Annotated in this window: 22 protein-coding genes and 1 pseudogene; 12 read left to right on the forward strand and 11 right to left on the reverse strand. The window is 57.0% G+C overall.

Annotation, left to right across the window (positions count from 1 at the left end):
* Positions 1-219: 219 nt before the first annotated feature.
* The 3 genes from SIB72_RS09925 to SIB72_RS09935 are packed head-to-tail and all read right to left on the reverse strand — an operon-like array spanning position 220 to position 5,480.
* Positions 220-1,191, reverse strand: a complete 972-nt coding sequence (locus tag SIB72_RS09925; protein WP_413743780.1) for an MnmC family methyltransferase — start codon at positions 1,189-1,191, stop codon at positions 220-222.
* Positions 1,172-2,491: a 3-phosphoshikimate 1-carboxyvinyltransferase gene (gene aroA, locus SIB72_RS09930; protein WP_413745097.1), complete on the reverse strand. Its 1,320-nt coding sequence runs from the start codon at positions 2,489-2,491 to the stop codon at positions 1,172-1,174. Before aroA ends, SIB72_RS09925 begins: the two co-directional genes overlap by 20 nt.
* A 52-nt stretch (positions 2,492-2,543) precedes the next feature.
* Positions 2,544-5,480, reverse strand: a complete 2,937-nt coding sequence (locus tag SIB72_RS09935) for a hypothetical protein (protein ID WP_413743781.1) — start codon at positions 5,478-5,480, stop codon at positions 2,544-2,546.
* A gap of 1,291 nt (positions 5,481-6,771) precedes the next feature.
* On the opposite strand from SIB72_RS09935, the gene SIB72_RS09940 reads away from it, so the two are divergent.
* Both SIB72_RS09940 and SIB72_RS09945 read left to right on the forward strand, forming a co-directional pair.
* On the forward strand, positions 6,772-7,056 hold the full coding sequence (locus tag SIB72_RS09940) for a helix-turn-helix domain-containing protein (RefSeq protein WP_413745098.1): 285 nt from the start codon (positions 6,772-6,774) through the stop codon (positions 7,054-7,056).
* A 303-nt stretch (positions 7,057-7,359) separates the two neighbouring features.
* Positions 7,360-7,938, forward strand: coding sequence for a ferritin (locus tag SIB72_RS09945; RefSeq protein ID WP_244281703.1), 579 nt, complete (start codon positions 7,360-7,362; stop codon positions 7,936-7,938).
* Positions 7,939-8,191: 253 nt separating this feature from the next.
* Here SIB72_RS09945 and SIB72_RS09950 read toward each other — a convergent pair whose 3' ends face one another.
* Positions 8,192-8,785, reverse strand: coding sequence for a Crp/Fnr family transcriptional regulator (locus SIB72_RS09950; RefSeq protein WP_115121734.1), 594 nt, complete (start codon positions 8,783-8,785; stop codon positions 8,192-8,194).
* 484 nt (positions 8,786-9,269) lie between these two features.
* Between SIB72_RS09950 and SIB72_RS09955 the strand changes: the two genes are divergently transcribed.
* Positions 9,270-10,997 (forward strand): iron uptake porin, encoded by a 1,728-nt coding sequence (locus tag SIB72_RS09955; protein WP_413743782.1) that lies wholly within the window; start codon positions 9,270-9,272, stop codon positions 10,995-10,997.
* Positions 10,998-11,114: 117 nt separating this feature from the next.
* Here the strand turns inward: SIB72_RS09955 and SIB72_RS09960 are convergent, their stop codons facing one another.
* Positions 11,115-11,303, reverse strand: a complete 189-nt coding sequence (locus SIB72_RS09960) for a hypothetical protein (protein ID WP_413743783.1) — start codon at positions 11,301-11,303, stop codon at positions 11,115-11,117.
* A 120-nt stretch (positions 11,304-11,423) separates the two neighbouring features.
* Positions 11,424-12,092 carry a Fe2+-dependent dioxygenase gene (locus SIB72_RS09965; RefSeq protein ID WP_413743784.1) on the reverse strand — a complete coding sequence of 223 codons (669 nt, stop codon included), beginning with the start codon at positions 12,090-12,092 and terminating at the stop codon, positions 11,424-11,426.
* A 133-nt stretch (positions 12,093-12,225) separates the two neighbouring features.
* Between SIB72_RS09965 and SIB72_RS09970 the strand changes: the two genes are divergently transcribed.
* Positions 12,226-13,200, forward strand: coding sequence for an extracellular solute-binding protein (locus SIB72_RS09970; protein ID WP_413745099.1), 975 nt, complete (start codon positions 12,226-12,228; stop codon positions 13,198-13,200).
* A gap of 10 nt (positions 13,201-13,210) precedes the next feature.
* Here SIB72_RS09970 and SIB72_RS09975 read toward each other — a convergent pair whose 3' ends face one another.
* The gene (locus tag SIB72_RS09975) at positions 13,211-14,773 is read right to left on the reverse strand and encodes a UbiD family decarboxylase (RefSeq protein ID WP_413743785.1); all 1,563 of its coding nucleotides are present in this window, start codon (positions 14,771-14,773) and stop codon (positions 13,211-13,213) included.
* Positions 14,774-14,838: 65 nt separating this feature from the next.
* Between SIB72_RS09975 and SIB72_RS09980 the strand changes: the two genes are divergently transcribed.
* The 5 genes and pseudogenes from SIB72_RS09980 (at position 14,839) to sds (ending at position 19,356) form a co-directional block, all read left to right on the forward strand.
* A complete protein-coding gene (locus SIB72_RS09980; protein WP_115121729.1) occupies positions 14,839-15,603 on the forward strand; it encodes a 2-phosphosulfolactate phosphatase family protein in 765 nt (254 codons plus the stop codon).
* A 33-nt stretch (positions 15,604-15,636) separates the two neighbouring features.
* Positions 15,637-16,458, forward strand: coding sequence for a carbon-nitrogen hydrolase family protein (locus SIB72_RS09985; RefSeq protein WP_115121728.1), 822 nt, complete (start codon positions 15,637-15,639; stop codon positions 16,456-16,458).
* A 6-nt stretch (positions 16,459-16,464) separates the two neighbouring features.
* A complete protein-coding gene (locus tag SIB72_RS09990) occupies positions 16,465-17,556 on the forward strand; it encodes an N-acetylmuramoyl-L-alanine amidase (RefSeq protein WP_413743786.1) in 1,092 nt (363 codons plus the stop codon).
* Positions 17,553-18,344, forward strand: a pseudogene (murI, locus tag SIB72_RS09995) (glutamate racemase). The gene SIB72_RS09990 and the pseudogene murI overlap by 4 nt, the downstream one beginning before the upstream one ends.
* Positions 18,345-18,384: 40 nt before the next feature.
* Entirely contained in the window at positions 18,385-19,356 is a 972-nt protein-coding gene (gene sds / locus SIB72_RS10000) for a solanesyl diphosphate synthase (protein WP_413743787.1), read from the forward strand.
* On the opposite strand, the gene SIB72_RS10005 is transcribed toward sds, so the two are convergent.
* Positions 19,350-20,045 carry an HAD family hydrolase gene (locus SIB72_RS10005; RefSeq protein WP_413743788.1) on the reverse strand — a complete coding sequence of 232 codons (696 nt, stop codon included), beginning with the start codon at positions 20,043-20,045 and terminating at the stop codon, positions 19,350-19,352. The genes sds and SIB72_RS10005 overlap by 7 nt on opposite strands.
* Before the next feature lie 246 nt (positions 20,046-20,291).
* Here SIB72_RS10005 and acs point away from each other — a divergent pair, with 246 nt between their 5' ends.
* Positions 20,292-22,262, forward strand: coding sequence for an acetate--CoA ligase (gene acs, locus SIB72_RS10010; RefSeq protein ID WP_413743789.1), 1,971 nt, complete (start codon positions 20,292-20,294; stop codon positions 22,260-22,262).
* A 25-nt stretch (positions 22,263-22,287) separates the two neighbouring features.
* Here acs and SIB72_RS10015 read toward each other — a convergent pair whose 3' ends face one another.
* From SIB72_RS10015 to SIB72_RS10025, 3 genes are all read right to left on the reverse strand, one after another.
* Positions 22,288-22,758: a TerB family tellurite resistance protein gene (locus SIB72_RS10015; protein ID WP_413743790.1), complete on the reverse strand. Its 471-nt coding sequence runs from the start codon at positions 22,756-22,758 to the stop codon at positions 22,288-22,290.
* Between the two features lie 523 nt (positions 22,759-23,281).
* A complete protein-coding gene (locus SIB72_RS10020) occupies positions 23,282-24,031 on the reverse strand; it encodes a DUF1350 family protein (protein ID WP_413743791.1) in 750 nt (249 codons plus the stop codon).
* A complete protein-coding gene (locus SIB72_RS10025) occupies positions 24,028-24,489 on the reverse strand; it encodes a peroxiredoxin (protein ID WP_115121720.1) in 462 nt (153 codons plus the stop codon). The genes SIB72_RS10020 and SIB72_RS10025 overlap by 4 nt, the downstream gene beginning before the upstream one ends.
* A gap of 83 nt (positions 24,490-24,572) precedes the next feature.
* Between SIB72_RS10025 and SIB72_RS10030 the strand changes: the two genes are divergently transcribed.
* On the forward strand, positions 24,573-25,493 hold the full coding sequence (locus SIB72_RS10030; RefSeq protein WP_413745100.1) for a 3'-5' exonuclease: 921 nt from the start codon (positions 24,573-24,575) through the stop codon (positions 25,491-25,493).
* A gap of 78 nt (positions 25,494-25,571) precedes the next feature.
* The gene (locus tag SIB72_RS10035; protein WP_413743792.1) at positions 25,572-25,898 is read left to right on the forward strand and encodes a hypothetical protein; all 327 of its coding nucleotides are present in this window, start codon (positions 25,572-25,574) and stop codon (positions 25,896-25,898) included.
* Positions 25,899-25,932: the final 34 nt, after the last annotated feature.

Consider the following 25,932-nt stretch of genomic DNA (forward strand, 5'->3'; position numbering starts at 1 on the left):
GGCAGAGAGAATCCAGCTTGTTTCGCCACAACATCACCAAAATGACAACCCACACGCTGGAGGCTGGGTCGATGTGACGCAGGCCAAGGTTTTGATCAAAGGCCTTGATTGTTCTTTGCTGTGGGTGCATCAGCGAGCCACAGATGCATCATGAAAGCCGTGGTGTTGAGCCTGAATGTCTGCTCGACCATGGCTTGACCTCCAGGCTGTGAATTGGATCTAAGTCCCCGCTTGCGGTCGAGTGAAGGGCGCCCAGCGTCTCTGCCAGCTGCTGGTGCTTTCCCAAGGGCACGCCTGCTGTTCAGCCTGGCGTCGTTGATGGATCATCAGGGCGGTGTCTTGGCCGGTGGGATCGCGATAAGCAATCGCAGCACGAGTGCTTAGGTGTTCTTCCTCCATCAGGCTCAGCGGTTGCCAACCTGGCCCATGGTTGGCCAGAGGACTGGACGCTGCGTGACGTTCCGCCAAGGTGCCGGAGCTCCATTCCTGGCGTTGCCCTGGTGCCGGTAGAAGCGAGCGGAGCTCCAGTCCGGCTCGGCGCAGGCTGGCGCGCACAGCGGCGGCCCTGGAATAGGTGAGCAATCGCCCTCCCGGCGCCAGTTGTGCCGCTAGTGCTGCCAGAAACTCTTCGCTCCAGAGTTCCGGACAGCGACCTGGAGAGAACGCATCCATCAAAATCAGATCCACGGCCCACCCCTTTGGCAGTTGCTTCAGCTGCGTTCTTGCATCACCCCAGAGCATGCGGCCACCGCCACCGCCACCGCCACTGGCATCAGTCCAGTGCCCGTGATCCCGCAAAGCCTGTAAACGCTCGAGCACGTGGGCTGGCCAAAGCGTTGAGAACCCTTGGTGCTGCAAGGCCAGGGTCAGGGGCCTTGGATCCAGCTCGAGTCCCCACCACTGCAGATCGGGTGCGCCCTGTAGGGGGAGTGCTGCCATCAGGGCCGCGCTGTTGTATCCGAGGCCGACACACACATCCAGCACCCGCAGGGGTGTGCCCGATCGAAATCTCGTGATCTGTGCCGGGGCCACAAATTTTGCTTTCGCTTCGGCGAGCGCTCCAGCTGAGCTGTGGAAGGCTTCGTCAAAGCAGCTGCTGTGAAGGCTGAGGCTTCCATCCCCTGTGCAGAGGCTGGTCAGCTCTCCAAGCGGATGCTGCCTTTCACCGGGGTCAGCGACGTAACCGCTCAAGTTCATCCCAAAAGGTGGGGTAGCTGACGGCGGCGGCTTCACTGCGGTCCAAGCTGGAATCACCCTCGGCCATCATCGCGGCGATGGCCAGACTCATCGCCACGCGGTGGTCGGTCTCGCTGTCCAGCTCTGCTCCATGCAGGCTCTTGCCGCCCCGGATGGTCAGACCGTCGTCGTGCTCTTCGATATCGGCTCCCATCAGTTTGAGCTGACGTGCCATCACCGCCAGCCGGTCCGTTTCTTTCACGCGCAGTTCAGCGGCGCCGCTGATTCGACTCTCGCCATCGCAGAAACAGGCTGCAACGCTGAGGATCGGTACTTCATCCACCAGGCGGGGCATGATCTCTTCCCCAAAGCTGAACGGTTTGAGCGGACCATGACTCACCCGGAGGTCGCCCACCGGTTCGCCTGCAACATCGCGGCGGTTGAGCACATCGATGCAGGCTCCCATCTGTGCCAGCACTTCAAGGATGCCGGTTCGGGTGGGATTCAGTCCCACATTTTCAACCGTGAGGTCAGCGCCGGGTACGAGCGCTCCTGCCACCAACCAGAACGCCGCCGAGCTGATATCTCCGGGGACGACCACCTGCTGACCGCTCAGGGTCGCACCGGGTCTGACGCTGATGTGGCGACCCATTTCGCCACCCACCTCGAGGTTGGCACCAAAGGCCTTCAACATCCTTTCGCTGTGGTCACGGGAGTGGGCTGGCTCGATCACGGTGGTTGGTCCATCGGCTGTCAACGCTGCCAACAGCAAGGCTGACTTCACCTGGGCACTGGCCACGGGTGTGCCCACCACGGCGCCGCGAAGTTTGCGCCCCTGCACCGCCAGGGGCGCCAGGTTGCCACCATCGCGGCCTCGCACCTCTGCTCCCATCAGCGCCAGCGGTTGCCCAACCCGCTGCATCGGGCGTCTGCGCAGGGAATCATCACCGCTGAGCACGAAATGGCGTCCGTCACGTCCCGCCAGCAGCCCCAGCATCAGTCGCATCGTGGTTCCGGAGTTGCCACAGTCGAGCACCGAATCAGGCTCCTGCAGGCCATCAAGGCCCACGCCTTGCACGGTGATCACTTGTCCGTTTGCGATCGGGCTGATCTCTGCACCCATGGCACGCAGACAGGCTGCTGTGCTGATCGGATCCTCCGCCGGCAACAGACCCTCGATGGTGGTCGTGCCCTCGGCGATGGCGCCGAACAGCAGGGCTCGGTGGGAGATCGATTTGTCACCAGGCACGCGTACCTGTCCGCTCAGACCGCCTCCCGCTTTCAGTTCCCGCGGAGCGCCACTCGTTCCGGACACGTTCAATTAGTCGCCTTTGAATGCCGTCGATCCTATGGGCCAGGTCTTCTGTTCAGCGCTCAAACCTGGTGCTCACAATGTTCATCGTCACGAGCACCACGCCCACCCCGGTGAACACGATGCCGCGCAGTGTCATGTCGGCTCGACGCATATCCCATCCCACCAAGCGCACCAGGCAAAGACCCAACATCACAAGCGCCGTCAGCCTTAAGGGCCGATCTCGGAACAGCAGACTGAGTCCGTACAGGATCAATGCTTCGACAGACCAGAGCAAGGTGAGCCAGTTCAGGCTCGTTTGCATCTGAGCCAGCATCACCACAATCGCGATGCTGAGTGGAGCGGCGATCAGTCTCTGGGGATGGTTGGCGGCGAGGCCGGCCAGTGCGTCGATCCAGCGGAAGCACCAGGGGGTGACCTCCAGGCTTGTGGCCTTCCCTTGGCTGGAGGTCCAACCTGTTGTTGAGACAGTGGCCGCGGCGAGCACCATCAGGCAGGGTCCGCCGACTGTCATCACTGAGAGTGCAGGTTGCAGGCCCGCCAGGGGGATCAGCGCGGAAAGGAATAGAACAACCCCGTGCGCTTTCTGGCGGGGCCAGTGTTGTGAAGGCGGGCAGCGCCAGGCGGCGAGGGTCAGCAATGCCAGCACACACACCTGGGCAGCAGCGTCCAGGCGGATGCTGACCAGCACAACGGTGCCCAGTACGGCCAAATCGCCAGCGCTCTGCCGGAGACTTCTCCACAGTCGCCATGCATCCAGGCCGATGCGGTGTCCGCATTGGCGGATGAGGATCAGTGCACCAATAAAGCTGCTGTCAATCGCGACCGGTAGCCATGGATTGAACGGCTGCCCTGCCAAGCGGGACAAGACGAAGCAGATCAGAGCGGCCCAGCTCAGACCCAGAAACACTCCGACTTCACCGCGAAAGCCTCGGCTGGCCAGAGTCTTTGCTGCGCCGAGACAGCTCACAGCCAGCAGCAGCCACCACAGCGAGGCAAGACCGGTGGCAGGCCATCCCAGTGCTTCGCGCATCACCACCACTGTGAGCACCAGGCTGAGGCTGCTGAGCACCAGTCCGATGCTGCGCGTGCCAATCAGCCTGCCTTGCAGGCGTTGGCCTCCTATGGCCATCCCACTGCTCAAAATCAGTAGAGGCAGTGCGGTCGTTCCCAGAGCATTCGTCGTCCAGGATTCGGAGAGGAGCACATTGGCTGAGTAGATCCAGCTCAGTACGGCCACGCTCACCACGCTCACGCGCAGGGCGCGAAGCGGTTGTGCCTGTCCGGAAAGGCGGAGTGACGCCAGCAGAAATGCTGTCAGCACCCAGATGCCAACCTGGGTTGGGAGCAGAAGGGTGATGCTCACTGCTGGAATGACGACGGCCACAACCGCCAGAATTCGCTTCAACCAGAGCGACGTGTTGCCTTGACTGAGCCGGTGCACCAGCCTTTGTTGCCAGAGACCAAGTAGCAGGATCAGAGGAAGATCTGCAACGGTCGCACGATCAGCTTCCAGAGGCAGTAGCAACGCCAGTGCGCTGCTGAGCAGCAGCAGGCCATAGCCTCCGTTTCGGATCAAGATCCGATCCCCTCGTCGACAGGCATCCCAGACAAAGCCAGTGCAGACGATGGTGATCAGGCAGATCAGGAACAGATCGGTGTTGAGCGGAGCCAAGATCTGACCAAGACCTGAGATCGCCAGCACCAGTGCAGCGCACCAGTTCAGGCGCATGAGATCCACCTCCTCCCTCCTGCCGCAGAGCACGACCAAGGCCACGGCGCCGAAGGCACTGAGCACCATCCCTACTCCGGGCAAAAGACCAGGAATCGGTGCTTGGCCGAGGAGGAGCGCCAGTCCCAGCCAGGTGATCAGCACACTTGCAGCTCGCCAAGCTGGATGACGCTTGAGGTGGTCGGGGGGGGCAAGATGCAACACCGGCAGTTCGACACCCGCCAGCAACAGGGCGATGCCACCAGCCAGGGAGGGAGTGACCTGGCGCTGTAGCCATAGTTCCCCGGCGATGAAGCTCACGGCGATCAATACACGGCTTGGACCATGACGCCCTGCACGACTCCAGATGCCGAATGCACTAATCACAGCCACGAGACCCATGGTTGTGATGGAGGGTGCGGCCACGATGCTCGGCACCATGGCGATGACCACATGCGACGCGGCCATCCAGGGCGAGGCTGTGATTGCCGCAAGCAGCAGATTGGCGCCGATCGCCGCACCCATCAGGCTGATCGCCACCAGGATTGATTCGTTCCAGGCCAGTCCCAGTGCTGGCCAGCTGCTTGATGCTGCAGCTGCAAACAGCTGCAGACCACCGGCACCGCTCCGCAGCCACACGGCGAGGGGATGGAATCGTTGACCACGTTGGATGACAAACGAGGGTGCGGCCATCACCACGCAGACCAGTTCCAGCAATAGAAACCGTTGAAACGGTTGCAGCACCAACAGGCTGCTGATGCCCACGAAGGAGACACCGGAAACGATGGCCAGAACGCCGATCAGCCCTGTCCAATTCTTGAGCAGATTTCTCTCAATGCTTTGCCAGCGCTTGCGGCTCTCGACGCCTCGATCAGAGGTTGTGTTGCTTGGTAATGGTTGGCTAGCCGATGGCCTTGGCTTGGCTGCTGGTCGCGAGGCCTGCGTTGTCAGTGCAGCGGCTGGCTGGCTGACCTGGCTCGGGGCATGGGCGCGAGTCGTTGGCGGCGGTTGGATGGATGCCGAGAGGATGGTCGTCGCCTCCACCCCTTCTTTCGATGCCAGAGGTGAGGCTGGGGGCTTTTCAGCCTGCTTCAACGGCGTCTCTAAGGCCTCAAGACGCCTCTGGAGAGTGGTCAGACGCCTGGATTGATTCCAAATCAGGCCGCTGAGGATGAGGAGCAGAATGCTGAAAAACACCTCCTTTGCACCGAGAAGGCCGACCAGAGCAATAACAAGACCGATCACTTCCATGGCCTCTCCCTGGTGCAATGCAGATGGCAATGATCATTTTCTAGCCGTTTCTTCTTGTTGTCGCGTCCTTAATAAGTTTTGCACGTGTTTGCTGAACCTTCTTGATTGCTGCTGTGGCGGAGATCGCGACTTCTTGCCGCCATTCTTGTGAAATGACCAGCCATTTCTTGATCATCCTCCTTTTGCTGTGATTGGAAATAACGCGTATCAAACAAATATATTTTCGTCGTAAGTCCCTTCAATTGATTTGAGCAATACTTGCCCATCAAGGCGCAGCACTTGGTTGATTCATCTTCTCTAATCATTGATTAGAGAAGATGAAAGAGATGGCTTCTTCGAAGCATCGCTGCTGTATTTTGATCGATCAAGAGGTGGGTATTTTGTAGATGATGGATGGTGATTGGGCTTTCCACCTCCTGGATCAAAATCAACGTGATCGAAATGAATTGGTTTCAACAGTTCGATCATCCTGTTTCGCTGTGCTGGGCAAGATTGAGATGCTGCAAAGTGTAGAGATTGGGCAGTTAACTCAGAAGATCGCTTGACAGGAAGGCCAGATCTTTTGCCATCCAATCGCTTGGTTTTGGCGATGTAAGAAATGACCCTCTTACTTGTGCTTGTTATGCCAAGAGTGGGTAGCAGTGATTGACCGCTCACCGACAAACAATGCAAGAATCGGATTCGATTAAAGGCCTTGCATGGACTTTACGGATTGCCCAAAAATAAAACGAATACAGCAGATCACACGACTCACCGACTGGTGTATTCACCGTGTCAGCAATCTCAGCCTAGACGAGAATAATCAAGGTGCACAAGCGCTTACGGATGAATTCTATGAGTTATTGACCGAGCAGCATCAAGCCTCTCAGGTGCTTTGGATGAAAATCGAAAAACTCTAACCTTGTATCATTGATCACGCCTGCCATGATCAAATGATTCTTCGTAGTTGATTTGAGTCTGCTGAAATATATATAGCAAACTAGGCCTTTTGATACGTTCGCTCACTGTTAAACGAGCTCAAACACTCAGGCTCGAGGAAATTGAGCCCGCTGTTGCCAATAAAGACTATTTGCTCTTGATCAACAAAGGGATTGTTCGCTTAGCTCTTCACAATAAATTTACGGACGAGTCGAGCACTGTTGGTTTTTACGCAGAAAATAAATTAAGGATATCAGCCCTTTTTTATGAGGAGTTCGACGTAAGGATTGAGGCCCTAACGTATTCCGAGCTGGCTTTGTGTCTCTCGGATCAGGAGCGTGGACTTGATCCGAATTGCAATTGTCACCTAAATACATTCGGAAACTGGCCTTTGATTATGAATATGATTGTGACCTCGAAATCGACTTCTTTGAGGATTGAGCGTTTGATTTGTACTCTTACATCACGCTTTGGCTTTAGGAGAAAAGAGGAGTATTTCTTGCCATTTTTGTTGAGTCACGAAAAAATCTCTAATTTATTGGGCTGCACCCGTTCAACCGTTACTCGCTACATGCTCGCGCTCAGAGAACATGGAATTTTAGATCTATCTGCGAATGGCGAAGGACTGATTGTGTCTGAAGAGCTGATGAATCGGCATAGCCGATTCTGTGGTCAATTGATCGATTAATCAGTTACTCACGACCACATTTGCATTTGCTCCCCTTCCATTTGGAACATTTGGATCGTTTGCATCCCTTTTTTTTATGGCTTGACGGTTGAAGGTTGGTTCTTTTTGCGCCCTGGCTTGTCGTTGTTGGGTCTGTCTGCGCGATACCAAGCCCATCAGAAATCGGCACGAGTCGCTTCGCTTTGCTATTGACTCTCATTATAGATGGTCGATATCGCACAAGAGTGCGCTTTGTTACTTGACGCCTCACTTATCGGCCATCATTATTGATGTGGTATCAAATGATTCGCGCTGAAGTTGCTTATGACAGACATTGCCTTCCCATCCACCGCTGGTCAGCAATTGATCACGGGTCCAAATGGACGGTATGCTGCTGAGCCAATGAGTGAGAGCCTTGTTTCTGCTCTACAACAGCATCTGAATCTTGAGCTCCAAGCCTCAATGGCTTATTTCGCCATGTCGATTTGGTGTGCTGAACATGAGCTTTCGGGTTTCTACAAGTTTTTTGCTGCAGAGTCAGTCGATGAAAAGTTGCATGCCGTGCAATTTTCCGAATATTTGATTGCGCGTGGACAGTCTACTGCCCTTGATTCCCTCGACAGGCCAAGGCAGGCATGGGATTCTCTGGAGGAATTGGTTAATAATGCATTTAAAATTGAATCGGACACCACAAGTTCGATTCAACATGTGTATGAAATCGCAGAAAGGGAAAGCGATACACGTACAACTGTGTTCCTCGACCCCCTAGTTGAAAAGCAAACTCAGTCTGAAGACCAATACGCCTATATCTCTGGACGCGTTCGTTTTGCCAAGAATGATCCGACTGGCCTGTTGATTATCGACGGAGAGATTCGCGCTGGCCAAACTCAGAGAACAGCCTAAGACTGCTACGTTTTTGCTTCTCGTTTTCAAACAGTTTCTCTAGGCTGATTTTGCTGCTGTCCTCAACAAGACAGTTGCCAAGAATCTCTTGGTTGATTTTAAGCAACTCATTCGCCAGTCTGGATCTTAGTTTGTTGTTGTCGCATAAGCGATGCCTTGTGGCTAGCTTTTCCTGATACCAAATCAGGTGATTATAGTTGTTTTTGTGCATTGTCTGAATAGCAATATTTTGAGTGAGAGATATCGTTCACTTTTAGAATGAAATAGGGCTTGAGTCGATCAACTGGGGCGAGAGCTTGATCTCCTGTTTGCTCGCGCTGGTCACGATCATGTCGCCATTGCGTAATTTCGACATCAGGCGAGTCGATGTCACTCGTGTTGAGCCGATTAATTCACCGATTCGTTCATGGGTTAACCGGAAAGGGAGATTGCACCATTCGCCATAGCGTTTGCCAAGTCTGTTGACAAGCAAGCTCAGCAAGGCATGCAGACGATGTTCGGCTTGGCCGAGATGCCTGATCCGCAACAGTTGCAGGGTCCATTCATTCACAGAGTCGTAACCCGTGTTGGATGGAACGTTTGACTTGGTTTCAAAGCGCAGGTCTGTCAACGCTTCGACGCAGACACCTTCGCTGCAGAGGCAGTCTGTTCTGAGTTGGTCCCCAGTTTGCAGGAAGGCCAGGGTCATGCCCTCGGTTTCCTCGCATGGGCAATAAACCCTGGCGATCCCTTCCAGCACATTCAGCTTCATGCAGTCTGAATGGTCATCACTATTGATCAGGACCGTTTGGCCAGAGGGGATCCTGATCGATGAACTGGGGTCGTCAGGTAAGAAGCGGAAGCTCACGTCGAGAAACCGTTAAAGCTATTGAGAATCCATTGCAATATACATGAACCAGGTCGTTCTCGCGAGCGATTCTCAATATCAACGCCTTGTTGCGGCTGCCTCTGTGCTCAATGGGCGGCCTTGGTGGGCTTTATGCGACACCTTGTCGTGCCAAAACCCCTCTGCGACTAGGGACTTTGCTGCGAGACTGGAAGTCTGGGGTTTTGTGTGGGTTGTCTCACAAGCATCAGCCCAACCAGCACCTGCACTCCGAGGAGCACCAAGCAGGCTTTGATCAATCGGTGCATAGGAGCTTTGGCGCATCCAGCCCCATCGAAACGCTGCCCATCCCTGGCTTCGTATCAAATGCTCCTTTAGGGGCGGTCAATTGAGGCGAGGTGTTGTTAAGCCTTGGGGCCCACGTTGTTGTTTTTGTTCTAACCAGGGCTCGGGCCAATGATTATCTTCTGCGCAGCGCTTAATGCGCTTTTGTGTGAGGACCTTCATGAAACTCTTCCAGCAATTGCTGGTTGCTCCTGCTGCCTTGGGCCTTTTGGCTCCTTTGGCTGCAAACGCCAGCGACCTGAACATCAACGGTGTGTCTGACTACGCCGCTTCTGGCGAGCAGGTCACCAGCATCACCCAGTTCTCGGATGTGTATCCGACCGACTGGGCTTACCAGGCTCTGTCCAACTTGGTCGAGCGCTACGGCTGCGTCGCCGGCTACCCGAACGGCACCTACCGCGGCAACCGTGCGATGACCCGCTTTGAAGCGGCCGCACTGCTGAACGCTTGCCTCGACCGGATCACTGAAGTGACCGACGAGCTGAAGCGCCTGATGAAAGAGTTCGAGCGTGAACTCGCCATCCTCAAGGGCCGCGTTGACGGTCTGGAAGCTCGCGTTGGCGAACTGGAAGCCACCCAGTTCTCCACCACCACCAAGCTCACCGGTAAGGTCGAAATGACCATGGGCGCCACCTCTTACGGTGGTGATGAGACCGACAATCTCTTTGCCTATCAAACGGATTCTGACGGCAAGACCCTCTACAAAGATGGTAAGCCTCTCTATACCAATGACTACCTAGGTGACACCGCGTTCACCTTCTCCTACCGCGCAACCCTGAACCTGAATACCAGCTTCACGGGTAAGGATTTGCTCTACACCCGCCTCAGAACGGGTAATTTCAATACGAACGCTTTCTCTGGTAGTGGCTACACCAAGAAGCAAACCCAGATTGAAGCTTCCAAGAGCAGCGCCAATTATCTGAAGATTGACAAGCTCTGGTATGAGTTCCCCATCGGTAGTGATTTCAGGGCCTACGTTGGTCCCCTGATCGAAAACTACTACATGCTTGCCGCTACACCTAGCGTCTACAGGCATGTGCTGAAGCAGTTCAAGCTGGGCGGCTATTACGGCGCCTATGGTGCAAGCACTTCACCCGGTGCTGGTATCAACTGGATCAGCAATCGGAACTCCAACTTCAGTGATCCCAAGCTGAAGATCAGTGCCAACTATGTCGCCAAAAACGGCATGAAGGCCAATGCTCGTGACGGTGGCGGCATCATGACCGACACCAGCAAAGGTAAGTTCCTCAGCCAGATTGCCTACGGCAACGCTCAGTGGCAAGTTTCTGCTGCCTATGCCTACTCACAAAGGGGCATGACCGTTGGTGGCGCCGGCACACCTCTTGGTGCGTCTTCGGGTGGTTTTGATGACGCTAATCAGTTCAACCTGAATGCGTTCTGGCAGCCTTCTGAAAGTGGTTGGATCCCCAGCATCAGTGCTGGTTGGAGCATCACTGCCTTCAACAATCCAGACTTCGTCTGCAAAGGCAAGTATGCCAAGGCGTCTCAGAATTGCGTCTACACCAAAGCCGCATATGACGCCCTGACAAAGGCTAATAAGAAGGACACCCGTCGCACCCAATCCCAGGGTTGGCTCGTTGGTCTGAACTGGAAGGATGCCTTCATCCAAGGCAACCGTCTTGGCTTCGCTGTTGGCGAGCCTCAGTGGAAAACCGCTCAGAAAGACGGTACTCCTGATGACGGAAACATGGCTTTTGAACTCTATTACGATTTCAAAGTCACTGATAACGTTTCCATCACACCAGCTCTCTTCTACCTCAGCCGTCCCTTTGGTGAGAAGACCGGTACTAGCAACAAGTACGGTGGTCATGGTGCCGATACCTTCAGCACCTTTGGTGGCCTGGTTCAAACCACCTTCAAGTTCTGATCGTTTGATCTGAATTTCGATAGGAGGAGAGGCTATGCCTCTCCTTTTTTTGTGCTGAATTTTGCCATTAAAAAAGGGGGGCTAACGCACCCCCTTTTCTGGTTAAAAACCTTCTGCTCACCAGCAGTTTTCGCCTTCTCCGATTGGGATGCAGACTCCTTCATCTTCAGCCGCAGCTTCCGTCTTCTTGAGCTTTGCATCTTTCGTTGCTTCCGCATCGAGATCTTGATCAGTGGTCCACTCCTGGTAACCACCTTCGAGTTCGCCACTGGGTAAATCTGCGTTTGCAGGGGCGCCAGTTGCCATCAATGCAGAGGCTGCAATCAATAGACCGAGCGCAGTTTTGTTTGGCATCAGAACCAAAGTTTAAAATTCAATTCTAAGTGATCTTCTGCCTGGCGTCTGTCTACGAATGCTGCTTTTAACTCATCCTCCAAGTGTTCGAAGAATGTTGGCATGTGCCAAGAAGATTCTGTCTAGAGCCTCCGAGCGCCCTCTTTCCGCCAGAAGATAACGTGCTCCTGATTCGAGGTTAAATAGATTCATGCGCATCTCATGGCTTGCCATGTAACTTTCGATCCAGCCAACGCAGGCGTAGCGTGTACCCGCACTCACTTGTCTGACACTGTGCAAGTAGCAACTTGGGTAAATGAAAACGTGGCCTTCCTTTAACTTGTAGGTATTCGTTTCGGTGGTGTCGAGGATCTCGAGTTCGCCACCCTCGTACTCTTTCTCGTTGCTTAGGCTCACCGTATAGGAAATATCCGCCCTGCCAGTTGTCATGAATGCATTGTCTACGTGTTGGCCGTAGCCACCATCTCTGGTTGTTTTGCTGATCAGTGTGTGATGTAATTTTTTCGGCAAGCAAAAGCTTTTGATCGCCATCTGTTTTTTTAATCTGCTGTGGACCTCAGCAACGATCGACTCCGTCAGTGGATCTGATGGCTTCAGCTGTAGGTTTTTCTTGATGTCCTTGGCATGGCTGCCAGCGGTTTGCTTGCCATCGACCCATTGGCCAACCTCCAGATGTTCAAGCTTGTGGCGGATGGCTTCGCATTCCTTGGCAGTGAAGATCTCAATTTGTAGACTGTCCACTTATGGTTCGTGCTTTTTGTACGCTTGAAATGTGCCTAATGATTCGTTTTTTGCTCGGATCGTGGCTTTGATGGTAACATCCTCCCCCGATTTTTCGATGAATCGCTGCCTGACGGGTTTTTTCGCATTGCTGATGCCGGCCGCGCTCGCAATCCCCGCTGCCTCCGCTGAAGAAGTGCGTGTTTATTCCGGTCGTCACTACAACACTGATCGCCAGGTCTTCAAGGCTTTTTCCGATCAGACTGGCATCAAAGTTCGTTTGTTGGAGAGTAAGGGAGCATCCCTTGTTGAGCGTTTGCGCCGTGAGGGATCTAATTCCAAGGCTGATGTAATCCTTCTGGTGGATGCAGCTCGCATTAATAATGCGGCCAAGGCTGGTTTATTTGCGCCGATCAATTCTGCTGCCTTGAAGCGAGACGTTCCTGCTCGTTATCGCGATCCCAGCGGACGTTGGTTCGGTGTGTCAAGGCGACTGCGCGTGATGGTGGTTAACTCCAAGATCGTGCCAATGTCCAAGCTCAAGACTTATGCAGACTTGTCAAAACCTTTTTTAAAAAACAAGGTTTGTTTGCGTAATCGCCAGAATGTATACAACCAGTCTCTCGTGGCAGACCAGATTGCGCTGCGTGGTGTAGGCGCTACCAAGGCCTGGTTGAAAGGCATGATCTCGAATGTTTCCCAGCCCTACTTCCCTGGTGACATCTCCTTGGTCCGTGCGGTTGCTCAAGGTCAATGTGGGATTGGGATTGTTAATCACTATTACGTCTCCCGTATGTTGGCCGGCGTCAACGGCAACAAGGATCAGAAATTAGCGAATAGCGTTAGAATCTTTATCCCTGATCCTGCCCACGTTAATATTAGCGCTGCTGCCGTAGCCAAGTACTCAAAAAATAAGAATAATGCGATCCGATTGGTTGAATTTTTAGCCTCGCCAAAGGGTAGTGCCTTGTTGGCTTTGCCAACGTTTGAGCACCCAGTATCTGTAAACAATACCTCTGGGTATGTCACCCGTTTCGGTGCTTTCACCCCGGACTCGGTCACCATTTCCCAATTAAGTCAATATCAGCCGATGGCGATCCGGTTGATGGCAGAAGCGGGCTGGAAATGATTCCCTCCCTCTATCGATTGATGTTGACCTTTCTGAACAGGGTTTCCATCACATAGCCAAACAGTTCTGGGTCTGGTTCTTGGCCGTCTAGGTCACCCAGGCCCAATTCTTCCAGCCTCTCACTCACACGGTTTTCGAGCTCTTGTGGCCTGTGCAGAGGTTCTCCCCATTCATGGTTTTTTTCCGGTCCAATCTTGGTGGTCGCATCGATCGCCATACGCCCACCAAGCCCGAGTTGCTCACTGGCGAAGTCAAGGCTGTCAAACGGTGTGTTTTCCAGTACGAATAAATCTCGCTGCGGATCAACCTGACCTGCGATTGCCCAGACCACTTGGCGTGGATCTCGCACGTTGATTTGGCGATCGACGACCACCACAAATTTGGTGTAAGTAAATTGTGGCAGTGCACTCCAGAAGGCCATGGCGGCCCTTTTGGCCTGTCCGGGATAGGCCTTGTCGATGGAGATCACTGCCAGCTTGTAGCTCAATGCCTCCATCGGCAGAAAGAAGTCTTTGATTTCTGGAATTTGTTGGCGCAAGATCGGTGTGTAAATCCGATTTAGGGCGATGGCCAGCATCGCTTCCTCCTTCGGCGGTCGGCCGCTGAAGGTGGTGAGCATGATTGGATCCCTTCGTTGCGTGATGCAGTGGAAGCGCACCAAGGGTGAATCTTCGACATTGCCGTAGAAGCCCATGTGGTCACCGAACGGTCCATCCGGCATCACTTCCCCTGGCGTGATCGTTCCCTCCATCACAATTTCGCTGTGGCTGGGCACGGATAGATCCAGGGTTTTGCAGCGTGCTAATCGCACGCCTTCACCGGCATAAAGGCCTGCAAACAACCATTCGCTCAACTGCACCGGAATCGGTGTGGCTGCGGCCATCACCAAGAGTGGATGCACGCCAATCGCCACCGCGACTTCGAGCTTTTTGCCCATCGCAGCGGCTTTGCGCAGGTGACGCGCGCCACCTCGCACGCTTAACCAGTGCACCGTCATCGTTGTGGCGGACTGCTTTTGCAGCCGGTAAACCCCCACATTTGGCACCCCGGTTTCTGGATCTTTGGTGATCACCAGTCCGAGGGTGACGACACCACCAGCGTCGCCAGGCCACGGACGAATGAGGGGTAACGCATCGAGATTGACGTCGTCGCCTTTCCACACCTGTTGGTGGCAGGGAGGCGTGAGATCGCGATCCGGTACAGCCTTGATCAGATCCCAGAACACCTTGGCAAAGGCTTTTGTTTCCTGAATCCCCTTCGGAGGTTTGGGTTGCTGTAACAGGGCGAGACGGCTGCCTAGTTCCTCCAGCTGTTCGGCCCGCTCAAGACCCATGCTCCATACGACCCGTTCCACCGTTCCCAACAGATTGACGGCGACTGGCATCGAGGAGCCGATCACGTTTTCAAACAGCAGAGCCGGTCCGCCCATCCCCAGCACCCGATCAGCGATGGCGGCGAGCTCTAGATCGGGATCCACCGGCGCGCTCACTCTGCGCAGCTGACCTTTGGCTTCCAGCAGCTTCAGGAAGCCCCGCAGATCACGGGTCGCCGGACCGGAGCGAAACAAGGCCATAGAGCGAATCGTTGCTGGACTGGCGGTCTGGTTACTGTGACGCACGCCGACCCTCCAACGTGGCCATGAAGCTCAGCTATTTCCATGTCGCCGCGGACGTGCCGGACTGCGACCCCTCGGTGCAAGCCTCCGACAAGGCTGATGCTGCGGTGGTCATTGATGTGCTCCGGGCCACCACCACGATCGCCTGGGCTCTTCACAACGGTGCTGAGGCCGTTCAGACCTTCAGTGATCTCGATGAGCTGCGGTCTACGGCGCAGCGCTGGCCTGAACCACAACGGCTTCTTGTTGGCGAACGGGGAGGTAAGACCCTGGAAGGTTTCGATCTTGGCAATTCCCCTGTTGCGGTGATTCCCGATGTTGTGCAAGGCAAACGGCTGTTCATGAGCACCACCAACGGCACCCGCTCTCTCCAGAAGGTGCGTGATCTGGCCAGGGTGTTCACGGCAGCTTTGCCCAATCGTCGTGCTGTTGCAGAGCGTTTACTGCAGGAGTCTCTTGATCAGGTTTGGATCGTTGGTAGTGGCTGGGAGGGCGCTTATTCGCTTGAGGATTCCCTTGCGGCTGGCGCGCTTGCTTCGGCCTTGATCGAGCAGGGAGCCGTTACTGCAAACGATGAGATGCAGGCCGCCATTGTGCTCTGGGAGCGTTGGCAGTCGCAGCCTGAAACTTGTCTGCGCCAGGCCACGCATGGACAGCGGTTGATTCGCATTGGCAATCATGATGCCGACTTTCGCTGTTGTTCCGGCTTGGATCAGTTGAGTGTGGTGCCCACCCAGGTGGAGCGCGGCGTGTTGCGAGCCATCGATCTTGCTGATTCAGCCCCTTGACCCCCCTAAAGTTTGTTCTTTTAAAGCCCTCCCGTGAGTGACTTTCTGGCCGCCGCCGTGCAACTCACAAGCACCTCGGATCCGGAGAGCAATTTCACCGCTGCCGAGGAGCAGATTGAACTGGCTGCCCGCCGTGGTGCGGAATTGGTGGGCCTGCCTGAGAACTTCGCCTTTATGGGCGATGACGCCGCTCGGCTTGAACTGGCTCCTGCCCTGGCCGAACAGAGCAGCCGCTTCCTGGTCACCATGGCCAGGCGCTATCAGGTGGTGATCCTCGGAGGTGGCTTTCCCGTTCCCACTGGCGATGGAACCCACACCCTCAACAGGGCGGAGCTCGTTGGGCGTGATGGCCAGCTTCTGGCCCGCTACGACAAGATTCACCTCTTTGACGTTGATTTACCTGATGGCATCACCTACAGGGAGTCGACCACGGTCACCCCTGGACGCGAGCTTCCTCCTGTGGTGGATGTTCCGGGTTTGTGCAAGGTGGGGGTGTCCATTTGCTACGACGTGCGCTTCCCTGAGCTCTATCGCCATCTGATTGGTGCAGGAGCTGAGGTGTTGATGATCCCCGCTGCATTCACGGCCTATACCGGCAAGGATCATTGGCAAGTTTTGCTCCAGGCCAGGGCGATCGAGAACACGGCCTTTGTGGTCGCACCCGCCCAGACAGGCATTCATTACGGCCGTCGCCAGACCCATGGCCATGCCATGGTCATCGACCCCTGGGGCACTGTTCTCGCTGATGCCGGTGGCGTGCCTGGAGCGGCGATCGCCCCTGTGGATACTGGCCATCTGCAGCACATCCGCGGCCAGATGCCAAGCCTTCAGCATCGCCAGCCCGCCCTGTTCTGAACCCCCATGGTTTCGGCGCAGTCTCGACGTCTTGCTCTGCTGGCTGCCGTGTGCCTGCAGCTCGGTGCATTGCTGTCAGCCCTGCCGGCTCGAGCGGCCAGCGCCCTGGCGGCTTGGGCGCTGACCAGTGAAGGCGTCCTTCAGCTGCGCACCGCTACCGGAGCACGATTAGAGGCGTTCTTTGAAGCGGGAGATCGCCAACGCGGCCCGCGCGTTTGGATTGATTTTCCAGGGGAGCTCAGTCGGCCCAGAAAGCTACGCGGTAGTGGACCGGTTCGGCAGATCCGCTTGGGCAAGCCCAATCCAGGCGCGACGCGTCTGGTGCTCGAATTTCAACCTGGCACCGAGCTCGATCCCGGCCGCCTCAAGCTTGTCGGCACGGCGAAGGATCGTTGGACCATGACCTTTGAGGGGCTGGCCACGCGTGGTTTGCGTTCTATTGGGGAGGGAGATCTCACCCGTAGCAGTGGACAGTGGAGTCCTGGTATCAGGATTCAACCCACGAAAACCCCCGTGGATCCTTCTGGTCTGCCGGATGTGCCCCGCGGTCGTTATCGCGTCGTGATCGATCCAGGCCATGGGGGCCCCGATCCCGGTGCCGTTGGTATCAGGGGTCTGAGAGAGACCGATGTGGTGCTGGATGTGTCGCTGCAGGTCGCCCAGTTGCTTGAGGCCAAGGGTGTGCAAGTGGTGATGACCCGAACAGCCGAAGTGGATGTTGACCTCCCTCCCAGGGTTGCCCTGGCCAACCGTGTTGGTGCTTCAGCGTTTGTCAGTATTCACGCCAATGCCATCAGCATGTCGCGGCCTGAGGTGAACGGGATTGAAACCTTCTATTTCTCCGATCCCCGTTCGGCACGGCTTGCTGCACACGTGCAACAGCAGGTGCTGAATGTGTCTCCTGGCAGTCCCAACCGTGGCGTGCGTCGTGGTCGCTTTTTTGTGATCCGCCGGACCACCATGCCTTCAATCCTTGTTGAAACCGGTTTTGTCACCGGACGCTTGGATTCTCCCCGGCTTGCCAATCAGGGCCACCGTCGTCGTTTGTCCCTGGCGATCGCCACAGGAATTCTTGAGTATCTGCGGGGGCTGCGATGAGCGTTTGTCTTGGCCTTTTTGATAGTGGAGTGGGCGGTCTGACCGTGCTGCGCAGCATCCTTCTCCGCCATGGCCCTTTTGCCCACGGTCTATCTCGGTGATACGGCCCGTGTTCCGTACGGCAGTCGTTCTCCTTCTGAGATTCGCTCGATTGCCGCCGAAGTGGTGGCGTGGTTGAAAGTGCAGAAGGTGTCCACGGTTGTGATGGCATGCAAACACCACCAATGCTCTTGCTCGTGATGTGGCTGAAGGACAGGCCGGCGTGCCGGTGGTGGGCCTGATCGGTGCCGCTGCTGCCATGGTTTGCGAGTCTCGGGTTGGGGTGTTGGCGACGCCAGCCACCGTTGCTTCGGGTGCATACCGAGAAAGCATCGAGGCCCTCAACCCAGGAACAATGGTGGTGCAAACAGGCCTGCCCACGTTTCGTTCCCTTGATCGAGGCTGGAGATCTATCGAGTCCGGAGCTGCGCCAGTCGGCGATCCACTACCTCGCTCCGCTACTGGAGGCCTCGGTTGAGTCGGTGATTCTCGGCTGCACCCACTACCCCTTATTAGAGCCGCTGTTGCGCAGCCTGCTGCCCCCAGAGGTGCGGCTGATTGATCCAGCCGAGGCTGTTGCTCGCCAACTCGATGCCCTGCTAGGTGCCCCCGCTCCGGGCCGTCCGGATTTCCCCTTGTCGCTGGGCCACACGCGTCTCTGTGTGACAGCCGATCCGGACGGTTTCGCCCTTCGTGCCACCCCTTGGCTGGGGGGGCGGCCTCGGGTTGAGGCTGTCACGCTGCGATGAGCGGCCTGCGCCTTCTAGGATCGCCACACCGAGGGGATCCATGGCCACCGTCACTGAGCTTTTGCAGCCGGTCGAGCTCGATCTCGAAACTCTGCTCAGTGATCTGCGCAGCCTGATCGGGGCTGGTCACCCAATCCTGCAGGCGGCTGCAGAGCATCTTTTCAGTGCAGGTGGAAAGAAGATCCGCCCCGGGATTGTTCTGCTGATTTCCCGGGCGCTGTCGCCGGAAGGTGATCTCACCGCTCGGCATCGTCGGCTGGCCGAGATCACTGAAATGATCCATACGGCCTCCCTCGTTCACGATGATGTGGTGGACGAAGCGGCGACGCGGCGTGGTGTGGCCACTGTGCACAGCCGCTTCAACCATCGTGTGGCCGTGCTTGCAGGCGACTTCCTGTTTGCACAGGCCAGTTGGCATCTCGCCAATCTCGACGATCTCGAGGTGGTGAAGTTGCTCAGCCGCGTGATCATGGACCTTGCCGACGGCGAGGTGAAGCAGGGCCTGTTCCGTTATGACACCGGCCAATCCTTCGAGACCTACCTCGAGAAGAGCTACTGCAAGACGGCTTCTCTGATTGCGAACAGTGCTCGTGCCGCTGGGGTCCTCAGTGATCAGACCCCCCAGCAACTCGATCAGCTTTATCGCTTTGGCCGCCAGCTCGGTCTCGCCTTCCAGGTTGTTGATGACATCCTCGATTTCACTGGCAGCGAGCAGCAGCTCGGCAAGCCCGCCGCCAGTGATTTAGCCAGCGGCCTCCTCACGGCTCCAGCTCTCTATGCCTTGGAAGAGCAACCCGTCCTGGCTGGACTAATTGAACGTGAGTTCAGTGGTGAGGGTGACCTCGAACAGGCCCTCGACTTGGTGCGGGCTTCTGATGCCATTCCCCGCAGCCGCGCCCTCGCGGAAACCTTCGCCCGAGAGGCCCGTGAATCGCTGCAATGGCTCCCTGATTCACCCTCTCGCCGCGCCTTGCTGGAGCTGCCTGAGTTTGTGCTCAGTCGCCTTTACTGAGTCTTCAAAGCCGTTAGTACATCGTTCAGGCTTGCGATCGTCTGCCAGGTCCCATCCTTCGGAAGGTTGCCGCAATCCAGGTTGTTGCCGTCTGGGTTCAGCACCCAGACATGGCACCCAGCGGCTAATGCTGCATGCGTGCCAGCCGCAGAATCCTCGAAAGCCCAGCAGCTGGAGGCCTCAACGTTTAGCCGTTGGGCTGCCAGTAGAAAAGGATCAGGCGCAGGTTTACCGGCCTCCAGGTTGGGGTCGTCGCCGAGCACCCGGGTGGTGATTTGATTGATCCAGGGATGGCCAGCGGTCTTGTAGGCGACCGACTCTTGGGCACTGCTGGTCACGAGTGCCATCGGCATGGTGTGTTGGGCACACCAGCTAACAAGTTGTTGTGCACCGGCGTTTGGCTTCGCTGTCGGCAGCAGCCTTCGGGCGATGGGCTGCTGAATCGCTAGCAGTTCGTCGCTGCCAATCGACGCATCCAACCAACGCACCACCTGGTCGGCGCAGTCGCGACGGCGGCGTCCGCGCAGCGCCAGCAGTTGGGCTTGCCTTAGCTGGGTGCCGAAATGGGCGGCAGCGGCTTCCCAAGCTTGGCCATGCAGAGGTTCGGTGTTGAGTAAGAGCCCATCGAGATCAAACAGGCATGCCTGGGGCAGCGTCTTCAATCCAGGCTTGTGTTGAGTGCTGTTCACGTGGGCTGTTGCAACCAGCTGCAGGTGGCGCAGAAGCCGCCGATCGCGGCCTCGGCTGAGATGGACATCAGATCAGCTCCTTCCTGGCCGCTCCGTCTCCGCAGGCCTTTGTTCGCCAAGTTTGTTGGTGACCTCCAGTTCAGACAACAAAGTCGGTCGCCTCTGGCAACGCTTGGCAACGACAGCACTTCCATCCTTGGGAGCTCTGGATAACCTTCCCGAGTGAGTGCTTGCAGGCCACGGGCGATGAGTGAAGCTTCCACGATCGAATCAGTGCTGCATGAACAGCGCGTGTTTGCCCCTCCTGCCGATCTTGCCTCCAAGGCCAGTATCGGCAGCATGGAGGCCTATCGGGCTCTGGCAGACGCTGCTGCGCAGGATCCCGATCGCTTCTGGGGAGATGCGGCAAGGAAAGAGCTGCACTGGTTTGAGCCTTTTCACACCGTGCTCGATTGGAGTGATGCCCCGTTTGCCAAGTGGTTCGATGGCGGCAAGACCAACCTCTCCTACAACTGTCTCGATCGGCATCTCGATGGCCCCAAGGCCGACAAGACGGCGTTGATCTGGGAGGGGGAGCCGGGTGATGTGCGCCGATTTACCTATCGCGAGCTGCACGCTGAGGTCTGTCGTGCCGCCAATGCCTTGAAAGGGATGGGCCTTGGCAAGGGTGATCTTGTGGCTCTCTATATGCCCATGATCCCCGAGGCTGCCATCGCCATGTTGGCCTGCGCCCGGATCGGAGCCCCCCACTCGGTGGTCTTCGGAGGCTTTTCCGCCGAAGCCCTTCGTGATCGTCTCATCGATGGTGAGGCCAAAGCGGTGATCACTGCAGATGGTGGATTCCGCAAAGACAAAGCCGTTGCGCTCAAGCCAGCGGTGGATGCGGCCTTGGCCGATGGTGCCTGTCCAAGCGTGCAGTCTGTGCTTGTGGTGCAGCGCACCAAGGATTCAGTGACGATGGCCGAGGGCCGTGATCTTTGGTGGCATGACGTCGTTCCTGGTCAGGCCAGTGATTGCCCGGCCGAACCGATGGAGAGCGAAGACCGTCTGTTTGTGCTCTACACCTCTGGCTCCACAGGAAAACCAAAGGGAGTGGTCCACACCACTGCCGGCTACAACCTCTGGGCTCACCTCACCTTCCAGTGGATCTTCGACATCAAGGACGACGACGTCTTTTGGTGCACAGCGGATGTGGGCTGGATCACCGGCCACAGTTACATCGTCTACGGCCCTCTCTCCAATGGCGCCACCAGCGTGATGTATGAGGGCGCTCCGCGTCCTTCCAAGCCTGGAGCCTTCTGGGAGCTGATTCAGAAGCACGGCATCACCATCTTCTACACAGCCCCAACGGCGATCCGTGCCTTCATGAAGAGTGGCCGTGACGTGCCTGACCAGTACGACATGCGCAGCCTGCGCTTGCTTGGCACCGTCGGCGAGCCGATCAATCCCGAGGCCTGGATGTGGTACCGCGACGTGATTGGCGGCCATCGCTGTCCAATCGTTGACACCTGGTGGCAGACCGAAACCGGTGGCGTGATGATTAGTCCACTGCCTGGAGCTACTCCCACCAAGCCGGGATCGGCCACCCTTCCTTTGCCTGGCATTCAGGCCGATGTGGTGGATGCCGAAGGCAACAGTGTTGGTGCTGATCAAGGTGGTTACCTGGTCGTTCGTCAGCCCTGGCCAGGGATGATGCGCACTGTGCATGGCAATCCGAAGCGCTTCCGCGAGAGCTACTGGGAGCATCTCAGCCTTGCCGACGGCAGTCGCATCTATTTCGCCGGTGATGGGGCCCGTCGCGACAGTGATGGCTACTTCTGGGTCATGGGCCGGGTGGATGACGTGATCAATGTCTCGGGTCATCGCCTGGGCACGATGGAGATTGAGTCCGCTCTGGTTAGCCACCCTGCCGTTGCTGAAGCCGCTGTGGTGGGAAGGCCTGATGATCTCAAGGGCGAGGCCATCGTGGCCTTCGTCACCCTTGAGCTGGGGCGTGAAGGATCCGACGCGCTTGTGGCTGAGCTGAGGGCCCATGTGGGCCAGGAGATCGGTCCGATCGCCAGGCCCGATGAGATCCGCTGCAGTGATGCTCTCCCCAAAACCCGCAGCGGAAAGATCATGCGACGGATTCTTCGGGCTCTCGCCGCCGGTGAAGAAGTGAGTGGAGACACCAGCACCCTGGAAGATCGCTCGGTTCTCGATCGTCTCCGGGCCTGAAGCCTGCAGAGAACAACGTCTGGGATCAGAGGCCGGGAATCTCTGGTCCCATCAGGGTGGGATCGGGCCATCCTCCTTCGCCGAGCAGGGCATCGCCAATCAACTGCAGAAGGCTTTTGCCTTGCTTCAGCTCTGTTTTCGCAGACCACTCAATTTCATTGAGCTCCTCGTGCGTTAAGCCCAGGGCGGCCACCAGTTCTCGGTAAGCCGTTCGTTCGTCTGCGTTGATGTCTTGTGTGTCTTCGGGGTTGCGTGACACGCCTGCCACCAGGCAGGCAATACGGGCCGCTAGGCAGCGTTCCGCCTCGCTGTTGAGCTGTTCCGCCAGGTTGGCCAGTGTCGGTAGGGATGTTTGACCGGTCTGTGTGGCTGCTTGAAGCCCAAGGCGTTGGGGAAGCTCCTCAATCATCTGGGCTTCGTCATCGGAGATGGCCCCGTCACTCAGGGCAATCACCTGGGCGATCTGAAGCAGGGCGATGTCACTTTTGCTCGCCATCAGGGCATGTCTGCGATCTCTCAGTCAGCTTATGCGGGTTGAATTGGTTGGATTGCGTGGTTCAACCGAAGCTTCTTTTGGGTTTCACCAGACCTTCACCTGTCAGCCCGTCATGGTGATCCCATCAGCCGTCATCAACCATGAAGCGAAAGTCTCACGTCAGCTATCGCTATCACCACCTGGGCATCCCGACGACGGCTTGCCGCCCTGGCGAGCACGACAGCTCCACCTTTCGGATGGACAGCTCCGGTGGGTAGGGTCCGGCTGGATTTCGGATTCAGTATCACCGCTTCGAGCCAGGGAGCAGCCTTCACCCTTTGATTCAGACCGTTCCGCACGTTGCCTTCTAGGTCGACAATCTCGATGCTGCGATTGAAGGTGAGCTCTTGCTGCTCGATCCTTATGAGCCATTTGAGGGGTTCAAGGTGGCCATGATCGAAGACGATGGTGCCCCAATCGAGCTGATTGAAACCGACCTGAGCGAGGACGAGATCTGGGGCGAACCAAAGGCCAATTCGGTGATCTATCCGGAAGCGGTGGTGCCCATCTGCGCCCAGGACGCAATCAGCTGCTGAAGCTGTTCCACCTGTTGTTGCCGTTGCTGGCCCTCAGCCCAGTCTCCAAGGAGCTTTCGACGCAGCCCTGCGCTGGCCGGTGTGAGGTGATCGCCGGCTAGCTGGAGTGTTTCGCTCGCATCATGCGGACGTGTCTGCAGCGCTGTCAGCAAACTGCTGCTCTGATCGAGTTCGTCATCCTTGAACCGCACCACCAGATTGGTGGGTTGGTGATAGTGGCGCTCGATCAGTCGCAGCGTTTCCTGTGGACTGGGGCTGAATTCCGTTTTCAGGCCAAGCCTGGTTTCTACGGCGCCGAGCAGGGGAATGGACTGATCGGCGGTGAAATTGTTGAAGCTCAGCGCCACCATGGCCTTGCTGCTCCGGCCGCCATCAGGGGCGAGCAAGTGCAGTTTGCAGCCCAGGCTGTGACCAAGCCGAAGCGATGGATCCAGGCGAGTGCCAAGCCTGTTCAGCAACTGCCGCCGACATTGACGCAGGCTGTCCCAGGCCTGTCTGGCCTGAAGTTGATGGTCGAGCCCAGGCACATAGCTCCAGGCATGGACGGCCAGATTGCGTGAGGCCAGCCCTTCCAGCAACCGGCGATAACTGATCTGCGGTGTGGCGGCCAGATAACTCCCCCCGATGAAATCCACGACGGCGGTGGGTCGGGAGGGCCACAGGCACCAGCAGTCATCCAGCCGGCGCCAAGTGCTCATGCCTTGGTCTGCAGCGATTGCACAATCTGCTGGGCCTGGCGCACATGGGCGGGACCATCGAGCAGGTTGTTGAACACATGGCGGATCACGCCCTCCCCATCGATCACATAGGTGACGCGAGAGGGCAGCAGGCCTAGGGTCTTGGGCACTCCGAAGGCGCGGCGCAGGCTTTGATCAGCGTCGCTCAGAAGCGGGAAAGGCAGCTGGTGGCGCTCGGCGAAACGACGATGGCTGATGGCATCGTCGCCACTGACACCCCACACCTGCGCACCGAGTGTCTGCAGCTCGCCATGGGAATCCCGGAAGCCGCAAGCCTCTGCTGTGCAACCAGGGGTGTCGTCTTTCGGATAGAAAAACAGCACCAAGATGGTTCCGTTGCGGTCCCCGATGTTGCAGATGTTGCCGTCTTGATCCTCACGGCTGATCGAGGGGGCGCGGTCACCAACAGTGAGAGGCATCTCTTGGGCCTAAATATCGAGACCGCACCCTAGGAATTGGTTGCGAAGGACGGAGAATGGCAGCAGCTGGGCGATGGATGCGCATGGAGAATCAGTCGGTTCCTGGTCAACTCGACCTGCTGGCCTTCACGGCCGATTCATCATCAGCTCAGTCCTTGCCAGATCCGCAGCCCGAGACGGTGTCAGCTCCGTTGGCTGAAGGGCAGCCAGAGGCGACTGTGGGGCGGGATCAGAATTCAACATCCGAAACGTTGCCTGCAACTGAACACGATCCAGCGCAGGGCCAAAGCCAAACCACAACAGCGCCCAGCACTCTGCTGATCCTCGACACGGAAACCACGGGTCTCAACCCAGACAGCGATCACTGTCTTGAAGTGGGCGCCATCCTTTTTGACGTCTCAAGCCGGCAGGTGTTGGCACAGCTCTCGTTCTTGTTGCCGGTGCAGGCCAATGCTGCGGAGCCGATCAACCGCATTCCCGCGTCTGTCACCACCGTGGCTCAGCCCTGGGCAGCGGCACTCCAGTACTTCCAGACTCTGGTTGATGCAGCAGATGTTCTCGTGGCTCACAACGCAGCCTTCGACCGTCAGTGGTTCGGTCGCGGCCACCTACCGCCGGTTTCGAAGCCCTGGTTATGCAGCATGGAGGAGATGCGATGGCCTGCAGACCGTCAGCTTCGCCCCCGGCCATCCGTGCGCGATCTGGCCCTGGCTTATGACATTCCTGTGTGGGCAGCCCATCGGGCACTCACCGATTGCATCTATCTCGCTGACGTCTTTCGACGCTGTGACGATCTTGAACAACGCTTGGCCCACGGCCTCGAGCCTCGCAGTTTGTTCAAAGCTCAGGTGAGCTACGACGAGCGCCATCTCGCCCGAGATGCTGGTTTCCGCTGGAATGACCCCGTGGCGGGTGCTTGGACGCGTCGACTTAGTGCCAGGGAAGCTGAGGCTCTGAGCTTTGCAGTGCAGAAACTCGACACGTCGCTAACGATGGCCTCCTGATCACAGGATTTGCTTTATCAGTTGGAAACCTCCCCGCAGGTTTCGTGCACTTGTCCATCCAGTCTTCAGGCTGGTGCTATGGCTGCGCTTCCACGCAAAATCCATCGGCTTCGCAAGCCTGCTCAGCATCAAGCTGTGCAGATTGATCTGCCCCGTATGCGCCTGCAGGCATGGCAGCGCGTTCGCACCTGGGCGCGGCTCATCCGTGAAGCCGAGCAGCTTTGGCATGTTGATGTCAAGGAACTGAAGCGTCTTGGTGCTTTGGAGTTATCTCAGCTCCTCGGTGAAATTCCACCATCGCAACGTCTGCGCGTGAATCGATGGTTGAAAGGTTATGCCGCATCCACACGACTTCATTGCAGTGATGAGGAGTCGTCAGGAGCTGAAACGCAACGAGGCGGGTAAAGGCACGGTTAATGTCTGGAGTTAAATAATAGCC

The sequence above is a fragment of the Synechococcus sp. MIT S9451 genome, assembly GCF_047304725.1.
Lineage (GTDB): Bacteria > Cyanobacteriota > Cyanobacteriia > PCC-6307 > Cyanobiaceae > Synechococcus_C.

Bases quoted from the DNA above. Each gene is read 5' to 3' on its own strand.
- SIB72_RS09940 (WP_413745098.1), top strand. From the start codon at position 6,772: ATGATTGTGACCTCGAAATCGACTTCTTTGAGGATTGAGCGTTTGATT.
- SIB72_RS09945 (WP_244281703.1), top strand. From the start codon at position 7,360: ATGACAGACATTGCCTTCCCATCCACCGCTGGTCAGCAATTGATCACG.
- SIB72_RS09955 (WP_413743782.1), top strand. From the start codon at position 9,270: ATGAAACTCTTCCAGCAATTGCTGGTTGCTCCTGCTGCCTTGGGCCTT.
- SIB72_RS09960 (WP_413743783.1), bottom strand. From the start codon at position 11,303: ATGGCAACTGGCGCCCCTGCAAACGCAGATTTACCCAGTGGCGAACTC.
- SIB72_RS09970 (WP_413745099.1), top strand. From the start codon at position 12,226: ATGCCGGCCGCGCTCGCAATCCCCGCTGCCTCCGCTGAAGAAGTGCGT.
- SIB72_RS09975 (WP_413743785.1), bottom strand. From the start codon at position 14,773: ATGGCCTTGTTTCGCTCCGGTCCGGCGACCCGTGATCTGCGGGGCTTC.
- SIB72_RS09980 (WP_115121729.1), top strand. From the start codon at position 14,839: ATGAAGCTCAGCTATTTCCATGTCGCCGCGGACGTGCCGGACTGCGAC.
- SIB72_RS09990 (WP_413743786.1), top strand. From the start codon at position 16,465: ATGGTTTCGGCGCAGTCTCGACGTCTTGCTCTGCTGGCTGCCGTGTGC.
- sds (WP_413743787.1), top strand. From the start codon at position 18,385: ATGGCCACCGTCACTGAGCTTTTGCAGCCGGTCGAGCTCGATCTCGAA.
- acs (WP_413743789.1), top strand. From the start codon at position 20,292: ATGAGTGAAGCTTCCACGATCGAATCAGTGCTGCATGAACAGCGCGTG.
- SIB72_RS10015 (WP_413743790.1), bottom strand. From the start codon at position 22,758: ATGGCGAGCAAAAGTGACATCGCCCTGCTTCAGATCGCCCAGGTGATT.
- SIB72_RS10020 (WP_413743791.1), bottom strand. From the start codon at position 24,031: ATGAGCACTTGGCGCCGGCTGGATGACTGCTGGTGCCTGTGGCCCTCC.
- SIB72_RS10025 (WP_115121720.1), bottom strand. From the start codon at position 24,489: ATGCCTCTCACTGTTGGTGACCGCGCCCCCTCGATCAGCCGTGAGGAT.
- SIB72_RS10030 (WP_413745100.1), top strand. From the start codon at position 24,573: ATGGAGAATCAGTCGGTTCCTGGTCAACTCGACCTGCTGGCCTTCACG.
- SIB72_RS10035 (WP_413743792.1), top strand. From the start codon at position 25,572: ATGGCTGCGCTTCCACGCAAAATCCATCGGCTTCGCAAGCCTGCTCAG.